A 17,533-nucleotide genomic window follows, 5' to 3' on the forward strand; every position below is an offset into this window, starting at 1 on the left:
CGCGTGGAAGGCAGCGAAGCTGCGCATGCAAGGGTGGTGGCGAGCTACCGGCAAACCGTGCTGAGCGCATTCCGGGGCGTTGAAGACCAGCTGGCTGCCACTCGCGTGCTGCTGACCCAGCAGGACCTGCGCCGCCAGGCCTCGCAAGCGGCCGACCAGGTCGAGCAGCAAGTGCTCAACCGCTACCGCAGCGGCCAGGTCAGCTACACCGAAGTCATCACCGCGCAGGCCACCGCGTTAAGTGCGCGCCGCGCGCTGGTGCAGGTGCTTGCCGACCGGCAGACCACCGCAGTGGCGTTGATCCAGTCCCTGGGCGGCGGCTGGCAGTTCGGGCAATAAGCCCGCACGCGCCAGGTTCACTATGTTTTAGATAGCATACCGAAGCCGTAATCACTGGACCTGCCGTTGATTTGATGCTTGAACTGCGGGAAAACCGTGGCGCGGGCGTGAACCCAGGCCTGTTGATGCCGGTACGGCCTGACTGCTGCGCGCAAAGCGCCGGGAACGAAACCCCGCGATTGAACCGCCAAGGCGGTGCGCGGCGCCGCAGGGCCTGCCGGTTTCCTGAAGGCTGAGGCGTACTCCAGCAGGCCGGCGCGCTTACACTGCCTCAATGCCGATTTCACCGGCGAGCAGCCCCGTCCAGGGGACCGCAGCAGCCACCCCCTGCGCCGGCCGTGCAGCATTTTCACCAGGCCCTGCTCTGGCCCGTACGGCTGATGCCGTCCACGGATGCGCAGCGCTACAGCCCCTGGCAGGTGCTGCGCGAACTCGGCGACGCATCGCCATGGCGTGAAGAGCTCGACGAGTGCACCGGGAGCAGCAGCCGCTTTCATGAGCGCCACTACAACGAGTTCGTGAGCTTTTTGCCCTATGTGCAGCGCTTCCTGCACGGGGAAGGCCGTTCGTGCAAGCAAAGCGGCAGCAGCGCCGGCAGCGACGGTGATTCGCCGATGCGGACCTTCAGGCGCCGTGACATCGCGGCGCTACGGGTGGTGACTCAGTCGGGCGCTGCGCCGATCACACTCGATGTGGTGCATTGCGACCTCTATTTTTTCTTCGATGTCGAGGTGGTGCTGCTCAACCTCGAAGTCTGCGCCGACAACCTGAGCCTGGCGCAGGCGCAAGAGCTGGTTTACCGCTTCGGCCGCGCCTACCCGGCCGGCTGGGACGCTCGTGGCAACGCGCTGCACTGCATGAGTAGCGTCGAGTGGCTGGCCGCTGACGGCAGCGTGCTCGCCAGCTCCGACGCCCAGCAGCGCGAAGCCTTCATCTCGCATGTCGCCATTCATCGCGCGCCTCGCATTGCGGCGCACTGGGCCTACCTGATGCAACCGCTGGTGAGTGACCTTTCCGACGACGCCGGCCTGCTGCGTTATCGCCAGATCGAGTACTACCGCATGCCGGTGATGGCCTACTTGGCGCTGGACGACCCACGCCAGCTCACCCGCAACGACTTCATCCAGCTTGGGCTGGTGACAGGTGCCGGCACGACCGAAGCGGACCTGCCTTACGCCGGGCAGCCCCTTGCCGATTTCGAGCAGCGTTACTGCTACGACCGCTTCTGGGCCGATGCCGGTGCCGCGCCCAACACCCGCTACCTCTGCAACTGCCACGCGCTGATCGTGGTGGGCGATGCGCGGTCTGTATTTTTCTGCTGCCCCGACCGCGGCGTGCTGGCGCAGTTCAGGCACCAGCATTTCCTGCTGTTCCTGATCGCGCACTTTCAGAAGGCCGCCTTGCTGATGTTCTCGGACCAGCTGGTCGAGGCCCTCAAGCGGCTCGACCTTCGCAGTACCCCCAGCGTCAAGAGCTTCAAGCGGGCAATCCGCGCCAGTTTTGAGCGCTTCCGGCGCTTTACCCACCGCTACTGGTTCCACCAGATTTCTGAACAGGCCCAGGTGCGCGCGCTTTGGCAGCTGTGCACCACCCACCTCGGGCTTGATCCGCACTACGGCGAAGTCCGGGAACGTATCGCCGATATGAGCAGCTACCTTGACGCGGACAGCCTGCGCCGCCAGGCCAGCACCGTGGTGCGGCTGACCGTGGTCACGCTGTTCGGCCTGATCGGCACCGTCACCACCGGCTTCCTCGGCATGAACCTGCTGGCTGAAGCCGATGCGCCGCTGTGGCGCAAGGCTATCTGGTTTGGCGTGGTGTTCGGCGCGACCGACTGGCTTACCCTCTACACCATGGTCAAGTCGCAGCGGCTGTCCGATTTCATTGACGCGTTGTCAGACGACCGCCTCACCCTGCGCGGCAAACTCGCCGCACTGGCGCCGGTGTGGCGACCTGGATCAGATTGAAGGACTTGCGGCGGTTTCAAGGGCATGGCACGCGGTGCGAGCCTGCGAAAGAACTGCCAGGAAGTCTGCCAACACCAATCCTTGATCAGGATCATGAGCGCTGACGGCAAGCGGCCGGATACTGACACTCACAACTTTGGGAGCTGTCAGCATGAAACTTTTAACCGACCTGTTTTCCACCGACTATGGTCTCATGAGCGTTATCGGCATCGTCTTCATGATGGGGATGGGCGTATTTTTCTTTTTACTGTTCATGGGCAAAATGAATCGGGACGCCAAACTCGCCGAAAAGTAAACGCGGCGATTTTATTAAAGGCCGGGGCGCGAACCGGCTTTCAATACTGCACGGTCGCGGCAACGCGCTCGGCACAGGCCTTTGCCTGTCCCGCATCGCGCGCCTCCACCATTACCCGTAACAGCGGCTCGGTGCCGCTGGCGCGAATAAGTAGCCGGCCGCTTTCGCCGAGTTCAGCCTGCACAGCTTTGGTTTGCCGCGCCAGCTCGGCGCTGCCCATCCAGTCCTGGCCAGGCTTCAGCCGCACGTTGATCAGGGTCTGCGGAAACAACACGACATCAACCAGCAATTGCGCCAGGGTTTTTTTGCTGCGAACGCAGGCTTGCAAGACCTGCAACGCACTGATGAGACCATCGCCGGTCGTGTGTTTGTCCAGCGCCAGCAGGTGGCCAGAGCCCTCTCCGCCAAGCAGCCAGCCACGTTTGTCGAGTTCTTCCAGAACGTAGCGGGCACCCACCCTGGCGCGAACAAACTCCACGCCTTTGGCTTTCAGGGCCACTTCCACGGCCATGTTGGTCATCAGGGTGCCCACCGTACCGGGGACTTTTTCGCCACGCGCCAAGCGTTCGTTGACCATCAGGTACAACACTTCATCGCCGTTAAACAGCCGTCCTTCGGAGTCCACCATCTGCAGCCGGTCAGCATCCCCATCCAGCGCAATGCCGTAGTCGGCCTGGTTGGCGAGCACTGCGCTGATCAGTGCTTGAGGATGCGTGGCACCGAATCCATCATTGATATTGAGTCCATCTGGCATGCAGCCGATGGCAATCACCTCGGCACCGAGCTCATGAAACACCATGGGCGCAATCTGGTAGGCCGCGCCATGCGCGCCATCCACCACAATTTTCAGTCCCTTGAGCGTGAGGTCGTTGGCAAACGTGCCCTTGCAAAACTCGATGTAACGCCCGGCCGCGTCATCGAGACGGCGTGCTTTTCCCAGTGAAGCCGAGTCAACCCACGCTGGCGCTTCGCCCAAAGCGGCCTCGACAGCAATTTCCCACTCATCGTTGAGCTTGGTGCCCTGGGCACTGAAAAACTTGATGCCATTGTCGGCAAAGGGATTGTGGCTGGCACTGATGACGACCCCGAGGCTGGCGCGCTGGGCACGCGTGAGGTAAGCCACACCGGGCGTAGGCAACGGCCCGAGCAGCACCACGTCGACGCCGGCCGAATTGAAGCCGGACTCCAGCGCGCTTTCAAGCATGTAACCCGAAATGCGCGTGTCCTTACCTATCAGCACAGTGGGCCGCGACTCAGTCCTGCGAAGGACGCGGCCGACTGCATGCGCCAGCCGAAGCACAAAATCGGGCGTGATGGGCGCCTGACCCACGGTGCCGCGAATGCCGTCGGTGCCAAAGTATTTTCTTGTCATGTTGATTGCCCGTTCAAAAGCTGGTAACGCTGTAATTTTATCAATAAGGCTGCGGCTAAGGCCTGAACCAGTCTGCACATTCTAGAAGAGGGCTGGCGCTTGGCCCGAGGCAAAAGTGCAATGTGCTGTTTAAGGCAACAGCGGCGCGATACACAGGCTTGCCGGGTTAACGCGCAGCGGCCCAAACCTTGAGCGCTTGAACGGTCTCGCGCACATCATGCACACGCACGATGCTCGCTCCGCGATCAACCGCCAGTAATGCGGCAGCCACGCTGGGCACCACGCGGTCGACGATGTCCAGCGCGCCCTTGTAGTTGCTGGAAACGGCGGCCAGTGACGATTTACGCGACCAAGCCGCCAGCAAGGGATAGCCCGCGATCAGAAGTTCCCGTTGCCGCGCCAACAGAGAGAAGTTTTGCGCTACGGTTTTTCCGAAACCCACGCCGGCGTCCAGCACAATCCTGTTCTTTTCAACGCCAGCGGCCCGCAACTCAAATGCCGATCGCTGAAGAAAGGAAAGCACCTGCGGCACGACGTCGCCCTCCATGGGGGTCGTTTGCATGGTCTGTGGCTCGCGGTGCATGTGCATGAGGCAGACACCGCAACTCGGGTGTGCCGCAACCGCCGACAAAGCACCGGGCTGCCGCAGGGCCCATACGTCATTGATGATATCGGCGCCCAGATCAAGCACTGCCCGCATGACTTCCGGCTTGTAGCTATCCACGGACAGCGGCACACCGAGTTTCAAGGCATGGCGAACGACAGGCAAAACACGCGCCAACTCTTCTTCCAGCGGCACCGGTAACGCGCCCGGGCGGGTCGATTCACCGCCAATATCCAGCAGATCAGCGCCATCCCTGAGCAATTGTTCGCAATGCGCAAACGCGCTGGCAAAGCCGCCCCCTTGTTTGAAATATTGGCCGCCATCCGAAAAGGAGTCAGGTGTCACATTGACGATGCCCATGACACGCGGTCGCGACAGATCAATCTGAAAGCGTGAGGTTTGCCAGATCATGAAAATACCATTCCAGCCGGTTTCGTTGTTTCGCAATAAGGCGGCGACTGGCAAAGAAAAACCGGGGACTGGCCCCGGTTTTTCATGACTTGCTTTCAGCCCCCGCTCAGTTATTGAGCAATCTTTCAGGCCACCGTTGGTGCAGGATCGGTGTTCACGGCAGGGCTGCCACCGCTGGGGCCGCCGCCGCCAACTGAAGGGTTGCGTGGCGTCCAGTCCTTGGGCGGCCGAGGCTCCTTGCCAGCCATGATGTCGTCGATCTGGCCCATGTCGATGGTTTCCCACTCCAGCAGCGCCTTGGCCATGGCGTGCATCTTGTCCTGGTTGTCTTCGATCAGCGTACGCGCAACCGTGTACTGCTGGTCGATGATGCGGCGCACTTCGACATCCACTTTCTGCAGTGTCGATTCGCTCATGTTGGTGGTCTTGGTCACAGAGCGGCCCAAAAACACTTCACCTTCGTTCTCCGCGTAAACCATGGGGCCTAATGCATCGGTCATGCCGTAACGCGTGACCATGTCGCGGGCCAACGCCGTGGCGCGCTCGAAGTCATTGCTGGCGCCAGTGGTCATTTGGTGCATGAAAACTTCTTCGGCGATACGGCCACCGAACAACATGCTGATCTGGCTGAGCATGTACTCTCGGTCATAGCTGTAGCGGTCCTGCGCTGGCAGACTCATCGTCACGCCCAGGGCACGGCCGCGTGGAATGATGGTGACCTTATGCACCGGGTCGCACTTGGGCAGCATCTTGCCAAGCAACGCGTGGCCGGACTCGTGGTAAGCCGTGTTCCGGCGCTCTTCTTCCGGCATGACCATGCTTTTACGCTCAGGACCCATCAGGATTTTGTCCTTGGCTTTTTCGAAATCCTGCATTTCGACCACACGGGCACTGCGGCGTGCCGCCATGAGCGCAGCTTCATTGCAGAGATTGGCCAGATCAGCACCCGACATTCCGGGCGTACCGCGGGCGATGATGCTGGCGTTCACGTCCTGTCCAAGCGGCACCTTGCGCATGTGGACATTGAGAATCTGTTCACGGCCGCGGATGTCGGGCAGCGTGACATAAACCTGGCGGTCAAAACGGCCGGGGCGCAACAGGGCGGCATCCAGAATGTCCGGGCGGTTGGTGGCGGCCACCACAATCACGCCGACATTGGTTTCGAAGCCATCCATTTCAACCAGCATCTGGTTGAGCGTCTGTTCGCGCTCGTCATTGCCGCCGCCCACGCCAGCGCCCCGCTGGCGGCCCACGGCATCAATTTCATCAATGAAAATAATGCAGGGTGCGTTTTTCTTGGCGTTGTCGAACATGTCGCGAACCCGGGCCGCGCCCACGCCAACGAACATCTCGACGAAATCGGAGCCGGAGATGGAAAAGAAGGGAACCTTGGCTTCGCCGGCAATCCCCTTGGCGAGCAAGGTTTTACCCGTACCCGGAGGACCGACCAGCAATAGACCGCGCGGAATACGGCCACCCAGCTTCTGAAATTTCGCCGGATCCTTCAGGAAATCGACCACTTCCTTGACTTCTTCTTTCGCCTCGTCGCAGCCTGCCACGTCCGCAAAAGTTACCGGGTTGGTCGATTCATCGAGCATTCTCGCCTTGGACTTGCCAAAACTAAACGCTCCGCCCTTGCCGCCACCCTGCATCTGCCGCATGAAATAAACCCAAACGCCGATCAACAGAAGCATCGGACCCCAGCTGACCAGCAGCGTCATAAGCAAGGAACCCTCTTCGCGCGGCTTGACGTCAAATTTCACGTCATTGGCGATCAGGTCGCCCACCAAGCCACGGTCCAGGTAAGTTGCCGTGGTGCGAATCTTCCGGTCATCGTTGGTGGTGGCGGAAATTTCGGTGCCGCCCTGACCTTCCGCGATGGTTGCCGTCTTGATGCGCTTGCCTCGCACTTCCTCTAGGAAATCGGAATAACCCAGGTAGTTTGAGCCCGCACCGCCACGCGTATCAAATTGCTTGAAGACGGTGAAAAGCACCATGGCTATCACGAGCCAGATTGCAATTTTGGAAAACCACTGATTGTTCAAGGACTACTCCGATGTAAGAACCTAAAGGCCATGTGAGGGCACATGCGTCTGATTTTAGGCGTTTCAAGGCCAAAATTTAAAACGATGCGCGCTGCAGCCCTTGCGTTAAAGCGGATTTGATCGTTTTTTGCGCCATCTCTTACTTCTCGACGCCATGTCGCCTGTTATTTAAGACCCTTGCCCACCAGAAAGGTTTCCGAAGAATTGGACCGCGAAGCCTTGGGTTTCATACGCTTGACCACCTTGAAAGAAGCCTGGAACAGCTTGACCAGCTCGTCATAGCAGCTACCATGAAAAAGTTTGACCACCAGCGCGCCGTCCGGTTTCATCCGGTTTTGGGCAAATTCGACCGCCAGCTCAACCAGATGCGCTATGCGTGCCGCATCGGCAGATTCAATACCCGAGAGATTGGGCGCCATGTCGGAAATGACAAGGTCCACCCTGAGCGGCCCGCTTGGGGTTGCCAAAGCCTGCTCCAGTTTTTGCAGCACGTCGGGCTCGCGGAAATCACCCTGAATGAACACCACCCCCTCAATAGGCTCCATCGGCAACATGTCCAAGCCGATGATCCGGCCATTGAGTTCGCCAGCGGCCGCGCCAGTGGGCGAAAGCTTGCGCCTTACATACTGGCTCCAGGCGCCCGGTGTGCTGCCCAAGTCCACCACGCAGTCACCTGGCTTGACCAGCCCCAGCGTTTCATCCATTTCCTTCAGCTTGTAGGCGGCGCGGGCGCGGTAGCCGTCTTTTCGGGCCTGTTTTACATAAGGATCGTTAATATGGTCATGCAACCACGCCTTGTTGACCTTTTTTCCCTTCGGATTGACCTTGGCACCTGTTTGCGCACCCCCTTTGGCAGTGGCATTTGTCGCTGTCTTGGCATTTACTTTCATGGCACTATTGTCGTCTTACGGACTCCACCGATAATTGGGGCATGGCTCAAATACAACTTACCCCTGCCCAGCGCAAAGACCACCGCGCTGAAGCGCACCATCTCAACGCGGTCGTGATGGTCGGCTCCGACGGCCTGACCGAAGGCGTCAAGAAAGAAATCGACGCTGCGCTAAGCGCTCATGGGCTTATCAAAGTGCGTGTGCAGTCTGATGACCGGCCCGGTCGTGAAACGATGTTTCAGGCCCTGGCCGACGAACTTGACGCCGCTCCGATCCAGCACATTGGCAAGCTGCTGGTGCTCTGGCGGCCGGTTCGCGAGAAAGACAAAAAGGTCAGCGAAGACCGCATGGCCGGTCCGCGCGACATCAAGGTACTGAAAAACAGCTCACGTTACGGTCAGCGGCCCGAGGTCAAAACCCTGCGCGTGCTGGGCAATCAGCGCCTGACACCGGGCGGCTCCGTCAAGCGGGCGAAGCCCAAGCAGCGCAGCGTAAAAAAACGCGCCCAGGACTAAGGCCGTTTTACTGCCAGCCCGGCCGACTTCAAGAGTCGGCTTTTTTGCTTTCGGACTTGCAAGCCTTCAGGGCCCTTTAGATTTGTACCATCCGCCCATAGTTACACAGCATGAACAATCCACTCCTAGACTTTTCCGGCCTTCCGCTGTTTGACCGCATCCTGCCCGAGCATGTTGGCCCGGCGATGGATGAACTGCTGGTAAAGGCTGATGCCGCGCTGGAGCAGGTCACGGCAGCCGGCTTTCCCGCCTCGTGGAGCGAGATTTCCCGTGTGCTGGACGTAGCTACCGAAAACTTTGGCCGCGCCTGGGGTGCCGTCAGCCACGTGAACAGCGTCGCCGACACGCCCGAGCTGCGCGCCGCCTATAACGCCGCCCTGCCCAGAGTCACCGAGTTCTCGACCCGGCTTGGCGCCGATGAGCGCCTGTACGCCAAATACAAGGCGATCGACGTCGACAGCCTGAACACCGAGCAGCGTCAGGCGCACAAAAATGCCATTCGCAATTTTGTACTTTCAGGCGCGGAACTCACGGGCGCGGCCAAAGAGCGTTTTGCAAAAATTCAGGAACGCCAGGCCGAACTCAGCCAGAAATTCAGCGAAAACGCGCTCGACGCCACAGACGCTTTTACCTATTACGCCAGCGCCGACCAAGTGGCCGGCATTCCGCAAGACGTGCTTCAAACCGCCAGGGCACAAGCCGAGACCAAAGGGAAAACCGGCTATCGACTCAGCCTCAAAATGCCGAGCTATTTGCCTGTGATGCAGTTTGCCGAAAGCAGTCCGCTGCGCGAAATACTCTACAAGGCCTACACCACGCGGGCCAGCGACCAGGCGCCGGCCGAATTCAGCCAGTTCGACAACAGCGCCGTGATGCGGGAGATTCTTGCCTTGCGTCAGGAAGAAGCCCGGCTGCTGGGCTACCTGAATTTTGGCGAAGTTTCGGTGGTAGCCAAAATGGCCAAGTCGCCCGAGGAAGTGGTCACTTTTTTACGCGACCTGGCCAGGCGCGCCCGGCCCTATGCCGAAAAAGACATCGCCGATCTGCGCGCCTTCGCCGCTGGGACGCTGCATCTACCCGACCCGCAGCCCTGGGACTACGCCTACATCGGCGAAAAGCTCAAGGAGGCGCGTTACGCCTTCAGCGAACAGGAGGTCAAACAGTATTTCCCCGCGCCCAAAGTGCTGACGGGCCTGTTCAGGATTGTTGAGACCCTGTTTGAAGTGACCATTCGCGCGGATTCGGCGCCGGTCTGGAAACCGGGCGTCGAGTTTTACCGCATTGAGCGCGACGGCCAGCTACTGGGTCAGTTTTACCTCGACCAGCCGGCCCGCACGGGCAAACGCGGCGGCGCCTGGATGGACGACGTACGCGCCCGCTGGCTGCGCCCAGACACCGGCCAGTTGCAGACGCCTGTCGCGCACCTGGTCTGCAATTTTGCCGAGGGGGCGGGCGGCAAGCCGGCCTTGCTGACGCACGACGATGTCACCACGCTGTTCCACGAATTCGGCCACGGCCTGCACCATATGCTGACCCAGGTGAATGAGCATGATGTTTCGGGCATCAGCGGTGTCGAATGGGACGCAGTCGAACTGCCCAGCCAGTTTATGGAAAACTTTTGCTGGGAATGGGACGTGCTCAAGCACATGACCGCCCAGGTCGACACCGGCGCGCCCCTGCCCCGCGAACTGTATGAAAAAATGCTCGAGGCCAAAAACTTCCAGAGTGGCATGCAGACGCTGCGCCAGGTCGAGTTTTCGCTGTTCGACATGCTGCTGCATACCTCGCACAACCCTGATGAGGACCTGATGGGCCTGCTCAACCAGGTCCGCCGGGAAGTGGCGGTGATTTCTGCGCCAGCCTACAGCCGCACGCCACATACCTTCAGCCACATTTTTTCAGGCGGTTATGCCGCCGGCTATTACAGCTACAAGTGGGCCGAGGTGCTGTCGGCCGACGCCTATGCAGCATTTGAGGAAACCGCTGCTGTGGCAAAAGCGACAGACGCAAAGGACGCGACCGGTAAATCAACCGTCAGCGTGGAAACCGGCAGAAAATACCGGCAGGCGATTCTGGAAGCGGGTGGCAGCCGCCCCGCCATGGAGTCGTTCAAAGCCTTCCGGGGCCGCGAGCCTTTGCTGGATGCCTTGCTGCGCCATCAGGGTATGGCGTAATAACGGAAATTGAACGGGAATTGCTTCAAAACTGACTGGAACACCATGACTGCAAACGCACCTGCTTTTTCTGCCGCCAAGGCCCTGCTGACGCTGGCCGTGATGGCGTCCAGTTTTTTTGCAACCGTCGCCCAGGCCCAGCAGGTCTATCGCATCGTGGGGGCAGACGGCAAGGTGACTTTTTCAGACCAGCCGCCGGCACTGGCCAGCGGCGCCAAGGTCAGCTCGGCCAGCGCGACGTTAGCAGGCGGCACCGCTGCTGCCGGTTTGCCTTTTGAACTCCGGCAGGTCGCTGGCAAATACCCGGTCACGCTATACACCGGCGACAACTGCGGCCCCTGCAATTCAGGCCGTTCACTGCTGACCAGCCGCGGTATACCGTTTGCCGAAAAGACGGTAACCACGGCCGACGACAGTCAGGCCTTGCAACGCATGAGCGGAGAAACATCACTGCCGTTCGTGACCATAGGCAGCCAGCAACTGAAAGGTTTTTCAGACGCCGAGTGGACGCAGTATCTCAACGCGGCGGGTTACCCCGCGACTTCGGCATTGCCGGCCAGCTACCGTGCGCCCGCGGTTGCACCGCTGGTAAGCGTTGCCGCGGCACCTGACCCGACCGCTGCCACCGGGGCAAGCCCCGCTACCGCAGCTTCTGGCGTGATGGCAGGCACGACTGTCACCACAAGATCCGTGCGCCCTGCCCGCCCCGCTGTAAAGCCCATTAACAGCAACCCGGCCGGCATTCAGTTCTAGCCAGCCGGGTTGAACTTGGCCTAGAACACCAGGGTTTTGACACCGTCTGCCGTGCCCAGCAGGCATACATTGGCTTTCTGAAACGCAAAGACCCCGACCGTCACCACGCCGGGCCACTGGCTTACCTGCGACTCAAAGGCCAGCGGGTCGGCAATACTCAGACCCGTCACGTCCAGGATGTGCTGGCCGTTGTCGGTCACCAGTGGAAGGCCGTCTTTTAGCCGCACAAGCGCGATGCCGCCCAACGCAGCAAACTGGCGAGCAATACGCTTGGTGGCCATCGGAATCACCTCCACCGGCAACGGAAAATCACCCAGCGTTCCTACCAGCTTGGACTGGTCGGCAATGCAGACGAATTGGCGCGACTGGGCGGCTACGATTTTTTCACGCGTTAGCGCGGCGCCGCCGCCCTTGATCATGTAGCCCGCGTGGTCGATTTCATCAGCGCCGTCGATATACAGCGCCAACTCGTCTACTTCGGTCGCGTCAAACACCTTGATGCCGAGCGCCTGCAGGCGTTCAGTGGAGGCCACTGAACTGGACACCGCGCCAGCAATGCGGTCCTTCATGCTGGCCAGCGCATCAATGAATTTGTTGACCGTAGAGCCAGTCCCGACTCCGACAATGCTGCCAACTTCGACGTAATGCAGGGCGGCCTGGCCGACCAGGGTTTTGAGTTCATCTTGGGTCATGTTGGGACTTCGTGAAAATTTGGCAGTTCAGGTTTTGCGACAATCAAGGCTCATGTCTTGCGGGCTTCAGCGCCTGTCGGGGCCGCACAATCCATAGTCATCAGCCGGAATTATCCAATGTCCCTGCTCCCTTACGCCTTGGCCCGCCGCTTTTTATTCGGACTTGACCCCGAGACTGCCCACGAACTGACCATGGCCTCTCTGGCACGCACCCAGGGCACGCCACTGTCAATGGCCTACTGCAGCACCCGTGTCAGCGACCCGATCACGCTGGCAGGGCTGACGTTTCCCAACCGCGTCGGGCTGGCGGCAGGGCTTGATAAAAACGCCCGCTGCATTGACGGACTGGCCGCCATGGGCTTTGGCTTTGTCGAAGTCGGCACCGTGACGCCAAAAGCCCAGCCCGGCAACCCCAAGCCACGCATGTTCCGCCTGCCCGAGGCCAATGCGCTGATCAACCGCCTGGGTTTCAACAACGACGGGCTGGACGCCTTCCTGGCTAATGTGCAGAAATCTGCCGTCCGCAAACAAGGCACCCGGAACAGCTTGCTGCTCGGCCTCAACATCGGAAAAAATGCCGCCACGCCGATTGAAAACGCGGTGGACGACTATCTGATCTGCCTTGACGGCGTCTACCCGCATGCCGACTACGTGACTGTCAACATTTCCAGTCCCAACACCCAAAACCTGCGCGCTCTGCAAAGCGACGCCGCGCTTGACGCCCTGCTGGGCCGCATCGCAGAACGCCGCGAAACGCTGGCCCGGCTGCACGGCAAACGCGTGCCGATTTTTGTCAAAATCGCGCCAGACCTGGACGATGCACAGCTTGAAGTGATTGCCGCCACCCTCAAGCGTCATGCCATGGACGGCGTGGTGGCCACGAATACCACACTGAGCCGCGACGCGGTCAAAGGCCTGCGCCATGCCGAAGAAGCGGGCGGCCTGAGCGGTTGTCCCGTGTTGCAGGCCAGCAACCGAGTCATCCGCCAGCTGCGCGCCGCGCTTGGTAAAAGCTTTCCCATCATCGGCGTGGGCGGCGTGATGAGCGGGCTTGACGCAGTCTCGAAAATCAGGGCGGGCGCCGATGTGGTGCAGATTTACACTGGGCTCATCTACAAAGGCCCGGAACTTGTCGCCGAAGCCGCTCTTTCCATTAAAAGTAGCGCTTAGTCCAATGAATACGTGTTTATGTAGCTATGTAATTAATAGCAATTAGCTCGAAGCACGGCTTGACCAAAGAGTCACGGCGACAGGCGCCAACGGACTGGTGGTGAGTGATGTCCGGATCCGTACCGCAAACATCCTCTGGTGCGCCGGCTCCAGGCGTGGTCAAGGTTCTGCCGTACTGCTCGGTACCCGAACCAGCCGGGATCTTCCCGATCGGGGTCTGGCGCGCCTGGGCGATAGATCTGGCAAGCCGCTTCCCGGCCTGGCCGCCGTCGCCAAGCAGCTGGGCCGTCATGTCGGGCTTGACCTCAAGGTGCCTGTCTGCGGCGCCAGTCACTATGGGCAACGGTGCACAGACAGGAGTAGCCGTGACGCGACTCATTTCCCTCACGCCATGTATTATTGAACCCGGGCGCATCGCCAGAGCCCTGCAGGCTGTTGCAGCATCCGGTTTGCGTCTGCCTTGAACTTTTTACCACGGAAAAACCCAGCATGATGATCCGCAGGCAACTGGTTCTTGGCGCGGCGGCCAGCGCCGTCATCACACCGGCGTTGACGGCCTGCTCGTCGGCTGACATTGAGCAGGAAGCGGCCCGCGGTTTGCGCCGCCAGGCTACGCTGGATACCCGCGACGCAGCCTTGCTCATGCAAGAACTGGTGCGCAACGCCACGCTGGCCCCTTCAAGTCACAACACCCAGTGCTGGCGCTTCCAGATTCGCGACAGGTCGATCTCGATCCTGCCCGACCTGTCCCGGCGCTGCCCGGCCGTCGACCCCGACGATCATCACCTTTTTGTCTCGCTGGGTTGCGCGACTGAAAACCTTGCCCAGGCCGCGCTTGCCAACGGGCTCAAAGCCATACCTCGCTTCGATCCGACCGGCGCTGGCGGCATTGCGGTGAGCCTGGAGGCGACTCGCGCGATGGCCACGCCCTTATTTCAGGCGATCTCCGGGCGGCAGTGCAGCCGGGGCGACTATGACGGCAAACCGCTCTCGAACGCCGAGCTTGGGCTGCTCGAACAGGCCGGAACGGGCAACGGAGTGCAGGTCCGGCTTTTGACGGCGCGCCCGGCCATGGAGGGCATCCTGGAGTACGTGGTGGCGGGCAACACCGCGCAGATGAACGATCCAGCCTTCGTTGATGAACTCAAAGCCTGGATCCGCTTCAGCGCCGACGAGGCATTGCGCACCGGGGACGGCCTCTTCGCTGGCGCGTCGGGCAACCCGACCATGCCCAGGTGGCTGGGCAGCCGGATGATGAGCCTGTTCTTCACGCCGAAATCCGAGAACGCGCGTTATGCCCGGCAAATCCGCAACTCGGCAGGCGTTGCGGTGTTTGTGTCCGAGGTGAACGACAGGCCGCACTGGGTCGAGGCCGGACGCTGCTACGAGCGCTTTGCACTGCAGGCTACCGCGCTGGGCATCCGCAATGCGTTCCTGAATCAGCCGGTGGAGGTCGGCGCGATTCGGCCGCAGTTTGCCTCCTGGCTGGGGCTCGGGCAAGCGGCACAGCGGCCTGATCTGGTGGTGCGCTTCGGGCGCGGGCCCGCTACACCGCTCTCCATGCGGCGGCCCGTCCGGTCGGTGCTGCTCTGACTGCCTGGCAGTTGAAAAGGATTCCCCCCGATGGCCTTGTTCTCAAGGTTGGCGTGCTTGGCCCTTGGCATCGGCTTTTTTGTGGCTGCGGCGACAGTTCTTGCGACACTTGGCGCCCATCGCTGGGCGGCAGCCACTGATGCGCCGCTGGCGCGGTTACAAACCAGCCGCATGCCGGCGACCGCTGCAAGCTCCGACGCAAGCGAGCTTGGAGGCTTGCCGGCGTCCGTGCAGCGCTACTTTCACCCGGTTTTGAATGACGGCCAGCGCATCATCAGTGCAGCGACGGTCGAACACACCGGCACCTTTCAACTTAGTTTGAACGACGAGCAGTGAAAGCCATTTACGTCACAGCAAACGATGGTGAGACGCAGCCCCGGCGTCGTTTGGAACTGGCACATCGCTTTTGCCGGCCATGCCGGGCCTTGCAGTGCATGTTCACGATGCCTACATCTTGACTGGTGTGCAGTGCGATGGCGACATTGCCGAAGGCGAATTGACGCGCTATTTTGTCGAAGCCCGGGCGGCATGCGCGTTCCGACCGCTGAAGTCGCGCGGCTGACGCCGCAGGGGCGCAAGCCTTATCGGCGCGGGACGGTCACGTCCTTAGGCTACGAGTTCGAGCCGTAGCGGGCCGGCAGTCCGGGCGCAACAGACAATCCTTGGCGGATTGCCACAAAGTCCCCATCTCGGCTCCTGCAAAAAGCAACCGGAGCAGCTGCTCGGCTTCCAGTTTATTCAACGCAGCCGCCATGATGAGTTACTCAAATTGGAAATAAAAAGGGGCGCTAGTCCAATAGATACGCCTACCATAAGCTATTTAATTCATAGCAACAGCGTTTAGGAATCTTTCAGGAATCGTTCAGAAAAAACAGTTTCAGGGTTTGCCCATACGCCGGATAGAGACTGTCCCCTAGAGCCACCGGCGCACCTCAGAATGCAAAACCCTGCGGCTACCATGCAGTCAGTTTGACTCAGAGACCTGCACATGGCCTACCCACCCGCATTTGAAGCCTCGCCCTACCCTCACCTGCTGGCCCCGCTCGACCTCGGCTTCACCACGCTAAAAAACCGGGTGCTAATGGGCAGCATGCATACCGGTCTGGAAGACGGGCGCAAGCATTTCGCCGCAATGGCCGCGTATTTCGCGGAACGGGCGCGCGGCGGTGTCGGTCTGATGGTGACGGGCGGCTTTGCGCCCAACATTGCTGGCTGGACCAAGCCTTTTGCCGGCATGCTGGCCAGCGCCGGCGCGGCGCGCCGCCACAAACAGGTCACGAACGCTGTGCATGCCGAGGGCGGCAAGATTGCGCTGCAGATACTGCACACCGGCCGCTATGGCTACCACCCGTTTTGTGTAGCGCCGTCACGTCTGCAGAGCCCGATCTCGCCCTTCACCCCGCGCGAACTGAGCGTGGGCGGCATCGAGCGGCAAATCCGCGCCTTCATCCGCTGCGCCCAGCTGGCGCGTGATGCCGGCTACGACGGCGTCGAGATCATGGGCAGCGAAGGCTATTTCATCAACCAGTTTCTGGTCACCCACACCAACCATCGCCTCGATGCCTGGGGCGGCAGCTACGCCAACCGGATGCGCCTGGCGCTCGAAATCGTGCGGCGGACCCGCGAGGCCGTCGGGCCGGACTTCATCCTGATTTACCGCCTCTCCATCATCGACCTGATTCCTGACGGCAGCAACTGGGAAGAAGTGGTGTTGCTCGCCAAAGCCGTTGAAGCGGCAGGCGCGACCCTGATCAACAGCGGCATTGGCTGGCATGAGGCCCGCGTGCCGACGATTGCCACCTCGGTTCCGCGCGGGGCCTTTACCTGGGTGACCAAAAAGCTGCGGACCGAGCTGCGCGCCGCCGGCCTGCTGATTCCGGTCATCACCAGCAACCGGCTCAACATGCCCGAGCTCGCCGAACAGGTGCTGACCGATGGCAGCGCCGACATGGTCAGCATGGCCCGCCCCTTTCTGGCCGACCCGGAGTTTGTCAACAAGGCGGCACAAGGCCGCGGTCACGAAATAAACACCTGCATCGCCTGCAACCAGGCCTGCCTGGACCACGCCTTCAAGAATAAGCTGGCAAGCTGCCTGGTCAATCCGCGCGCCGGACATGAAACCGGACTCATCATCCGCATCGCTCGTGCAAAAAAACGCATCGCCGTTGTGGGCGCGGGACCAGCGGGTCTGGCCGCAGCGACCACACTGGCCGAGCGCGGCCACGACGTGACACTGTACGACGGCGCCGCGCAGATTGGCGGCCAGTTCAACCTGGCGAGGCGGGTGCCGGGCAAGGAAGAATTCTCTGAAACCCTGCGTTATTTCACCCACCGCATTGAACGCACCGGCGTCAAGCTGCAACTGAACAGCCGCGTGAATGCCGCCGGTCTGCTGGCGCAGAACTTTGACGAAGTCATTCTGGCCACCGGCGTCACCCCGCGCAATCCGCGCATCCCCGGCCAGGAGCACTCCAGGGTGCTGAGCTACATCGACGTGTTGCTGGGCCGTCAGCCAGTCGGCCAGCGCGTGGCGCTGATCGGCGCTGGCGGCATCGGTTTTGACGTGGCCGAGTTTCTCGTCACCGCGCCTGGCCACTCCACCGCGCTCGACCTGCCAGCCTGGCTGGCAGAGTGGGGCGTGGCCGACCCAGGCAAGGTGCGCGGCGGCGTGGTGCGCGCGCCTAGCGCGCCGCCCCAACGCCAGGGCACACGG

Annotated in this window: 17 protein-coding genes; 11 read left to right on the plus strand and 6 right to left on the minus strand. The window is 61.0% G+C overall.

Annotation, left to right across the window (positions count from 1 at the left end; genetic code table 11):
• The 3 genes from HHJ19_RS09910 to HHJ19_RS09920 all read left to right on the plus strand — a co-directional run.
• Positions 1–339, plus strand: a 339-nt coding sequence (locus HHJ19_RS09910; RefSeq protein WP_296906636.1) for a TolC family protein, incomplete at its 5' end; no start/stop codon positions are given.
• A gap of 380 nt (positions 340–719) precedes the next feature.
• Entirely contained in the window at positions 720–2,306 is a 1,587-nt protein-coding gene (locus tag HHJ19_RS09915; RefSeq protein WP_296906673.1) for a hypothetical protein, read from the plus strand.
• A gap of 151 nt (positions 2,307–2,457) precedes the next feature.
• Positions 2,458–2,601, plus strand: a complete 144-nt coding sequence (locus HHJ19_RS09920; RefSeq protein ID WP_296906639.1) for a DUF3149 domain-containing protein — start codon at positions 2,458–2,460, stop codon at positions 2,599–2,601.
• A 40-nt stretch (positions 2,602–2,641) separates the two neighbouring features.
• Here HHJ19_RS09920 and glmM read toward each other — a convergent pair whose 3' ends face one another.
• The 4 genes from glmM to HHJ19_RS09940 all read right to left on the minus strand — a co-directional run bounded on the left by glmM (position 2,642) and on the right by HHJ19_RS09940 (position 7,923).
• Complete coding sequence (glmM, locus tag HHJ19_RS09925; protein WP_296906641.1) at positions 2,642–3,973, minus strand: phosphoglucosamine mutase; 1,332 nt, start codon at positions 3,971–3,973, stop codon at positions 2,642–2,644.
• Positions 3,974–4,139: 166 nt separating this feature from the next.
• Positions 4,140–4,988 carry a dihydropteroate synthase gene (folP, locus tag HHJ19_RS09930; protein WP_296906643.1) on the minus strand — a complete coding sequence of 283 codons (849 nt, stop codon included), beginning with the start codon at positions 4,986–4,988 and terminating at the stop codon, positions 4,140–4,142.
• A gap of 125 nt (positions 4,989–5,113) precedes the next feature.
• Entirely contained in the window at positions 5,114–7,033 is a 1,920-nt protein-coding gene (ftsH, locus tag HHJ19_RS09935) for an ATP-dependent zinc metalloprotease FtsH (protein WP_296906645.1), read from the minus strand.
• Positions 7,034–7,197: 164 nt separating this feature from the next.
• The gene (locus HHJ19_RS09940; protein WP_296906648.1) at positions 7,198–7,923 is read right to left on the minus strand and encodes an RlmE family RNA methyltransferase; all 726 of its coding nucleotides are present in this window, start codon (positions 7,921–7,923) and stop codon (positions 7,198–7,200) included.
• Positions 7,924–7,964: 41 nt separating this feature from the next.
• On the opposite strand from HHJ19_RS09940, the gene HHJ19_RS09945 reads away from it, so the two are divergent.
• The 3 genes from HHJ19_RS09945 (at position 7,965) to HHJ19_RS09955 (ending at position 11,365) form a co-directional block, all read left to right on the plus strand.
• A complete protein-coding gene (locus tag HHJ19_RS09945) occupies positions 7,965–8,438 on the plus strand; it encodes a YhbY family RNA-binding protein (protein WP_296906650.1) in 474 nt (157 codons plus the stop codon).
• 110 nt (positions 8,439–8,548) lie between these two features.
• Positions 8,549–10,612: a M3 family metallopeptidase gene (locus HHJ19_RS09950; RefSeq protein ID WP_296906653.1), complete on the plus strand. Its 2,064-nt coding sequence runs from the start codon at positions 8,549–8,551 to the stop codon at positions 10,610–10,612.
• Positions 10,613–10,714: 102 nt separating this feature from the next.
• Positions 10,715–11,365, plus strand: a complete 651-nt coding sequence (locus tag HHJ19_RS09955; protein ID WP_296906675.1) for a DUF4124 domain-containing protein — start codon at positions 10,715–10,717, stop codon at positions 11,363–11,365.
• A 20-nt stretch (positions 11,366–11,385) separates the two neighbouring features.
• Here the strand turns inward: HHJ19_RS09955 and rpiA are convergent, their stop codons facing one another.
• Entirely contained in the window at positions 11,386–12,057 is a 672-nt protein-coding gene (gene rpiA / locus HHJ19_RS09960) for a ribose-5-phosphate isomerase RpiA (RefSeq protein WP_296906655.1), read from the minus strand.
• A 117-nt stretch (positions 12,058–12,174) separates the two neighbouring features.
• Here rpiA and HHJ19_RS09965 point away from each other — a divergent pair, with 117 nt between their 5' ends.
• On the plus strand, positions 12,175–13,227 hold the full coding sequence (locus tag HHJ19_RS09965) for a quinone-dependent dihydroorotate dehydrogenase (protein ID WP_296906658.1): 1,053 nt from the start codon (positions 12,175–12,177) through the stop codon (positions 13,225–13,227).
• Positions 13,228–13,243: 16 nt separating this feature from the next.
• Here the strand turns inward: HHJ19_RS09965 and HHJ19_RS09970 are convergent, their stop codons facing one another.
• Entirely contained in the window at positions 13,244–13,561 is a 318-nt protein-coding gene (locus HHJ19_RS09970; RefSeq protein ID WP_296906661.1) for a hypothetical protein, read from the minus strand.
• A gap of 155 nt (positions 13,562–13,716) precedes the next feature.
• Between HHJ19_RS09970 and HHJ19_RS09975 the strand changes: the two genes are divergently transcribed.
• From HHJ19_RS09975 to HHJ19_RS09990, 4 genes are all read left to right on the plus strand, one after another.
• A complete protein-coding gene (locus HHJ19_RS09975; protein ID WP_296906664.1) occupies positions 13,717–14,820 on the plus strand; it encodes a Tat pathway signal protein in 1,104 nt (367 codons plus the stop codon).
• Positions 14,821–14,850: 30 nt separating this feature from the next.
• Complete coding sequence (locus tag HHJ19_RS09980) at positions 14,851–15,156, plus strand: DUF6544 family protein (protein ID WP_296906667.1); 306 nt, start codon at positions 14,851–14,853, stop codon at positions 15,154–15,156.
• 79 nt (positions 15,157–15,235) lie between these two features.
• The gene (locus HHJ19_RS09985) at positions 15,236–15,382 is read left to right on the plus strand and encodes a hypothetical protein (RefSeq protein WP_296906669.1); all 147 of its coding nucleotides are present in this window, start codon (positions 15,236–15,238) and stop codon (positions 15,380–15,382) included.
• Positions 15,383–15,808: 426 nt separating this feature from the next.
• On the plus strand, positions 15,809–17,533 hold a 1,725-nt coding region (locus HHJ19_RS09990; protein WP_296906671.1), incomplete at its 3' end, for an FAD-dependent oxidoreductase.

The organism is Polaromonas sp. (assembly GCF_012927415.1).
In the GTDB taxonomy this organism is placed as follows: Bacteria; Pseudomonadota; Gammaproteobacteria; order Burkholderiales; family Burkholderiaceae_C; genus Polaromonas.

Coding starts and splice junctions, on each gene's coding strand:
- folP (WP_296906643.1), bottom strand. CDS start 4,988: ATGATCTGGCAAACCTCACGCTTTCAGATTGATCTGTCGCGACCGCGT.
- HHJ19_RS09945 (WP_296906650.1), top strand. CDS start 7,965: ATGGCTCAAATACAACTTACCCCTGCCCAGCGCAAAGACCACCGCGCT.
- HHJ19_RS09965 (WP_296906658.1), top strand. CDS start 12,175: ATGTCCCTGCTCCCTTACGCCTTGGCCCGCCGCTTTTTATTCGGACTT.
- HHJ19_RS09915 (WP_296906673.1), top strand. CDS start 720: ATGCCGTCCACGGATGCGCAGCGCTACAGCCCCTGGCAGGTGCTGCGC.
- HHJ19_RS09985 (WP_296906669.1), top strand. CDS start 15,236: ATGCCGGGCCTTGCAGTGCATGTTCACGATGCCTACATCTTGACTGGT.
- HHJ19_RS09980 (WP_296906667.1), top strand. CDS start 14,851: ATGGCCTTGTTCTCAAGGTTGGCGTGCTTGGCCCTTGGCATCGGCTTT.
- HHJ19_RS09940 (WP_296906648.1), bottom strand. CDS start 7,923: ATGAAAGTAAATGCCAAGACAGCGACAAATGCCACTGCCAAAGGGGGT.
- rpiA (WP_296906655.1), bottom strand. CDS start 12,057: ATGACCCAAGATGAACTCAAAACCCTGGTCGGCCAGGCCGCCCTGCAT.
- HHJ19_RS09955 (WP_296906675.1), top strand. CDS start 10,715: ATGGCGTCCAGTTTTTTTGCAACCGTCGCCCAGGCCCAGCAGGTCTAT.
- HHJ19_RS09950 (WP_296906653.1), top strand. CDS start 8,549: ATGAACAATCCACTCCTAGACTTTTCCGGCCTTCCGCTGTTTGACCGC.
- glmM (WP_296906641.1), bottom strand. CDS start 3,973: ATGACAAGAAAATACTTTGGCACCGACGGCATTCGCGGCACCGTGGGT.
- HHJ19_RS09920 (WP_296906639.1), top strand. CDS start 2,458: ATGAAACTTTTAACCGACCTGTTTTCCACCGACTATGGTCTCATGAGC.
- HHJ19_RS09975 (WP_296906664.1), top strand. CDS start 13,717: ATGATGATCCGCAGGCAACTGGTTCTTGGCGCGGCGGCCAGCGCCGTC.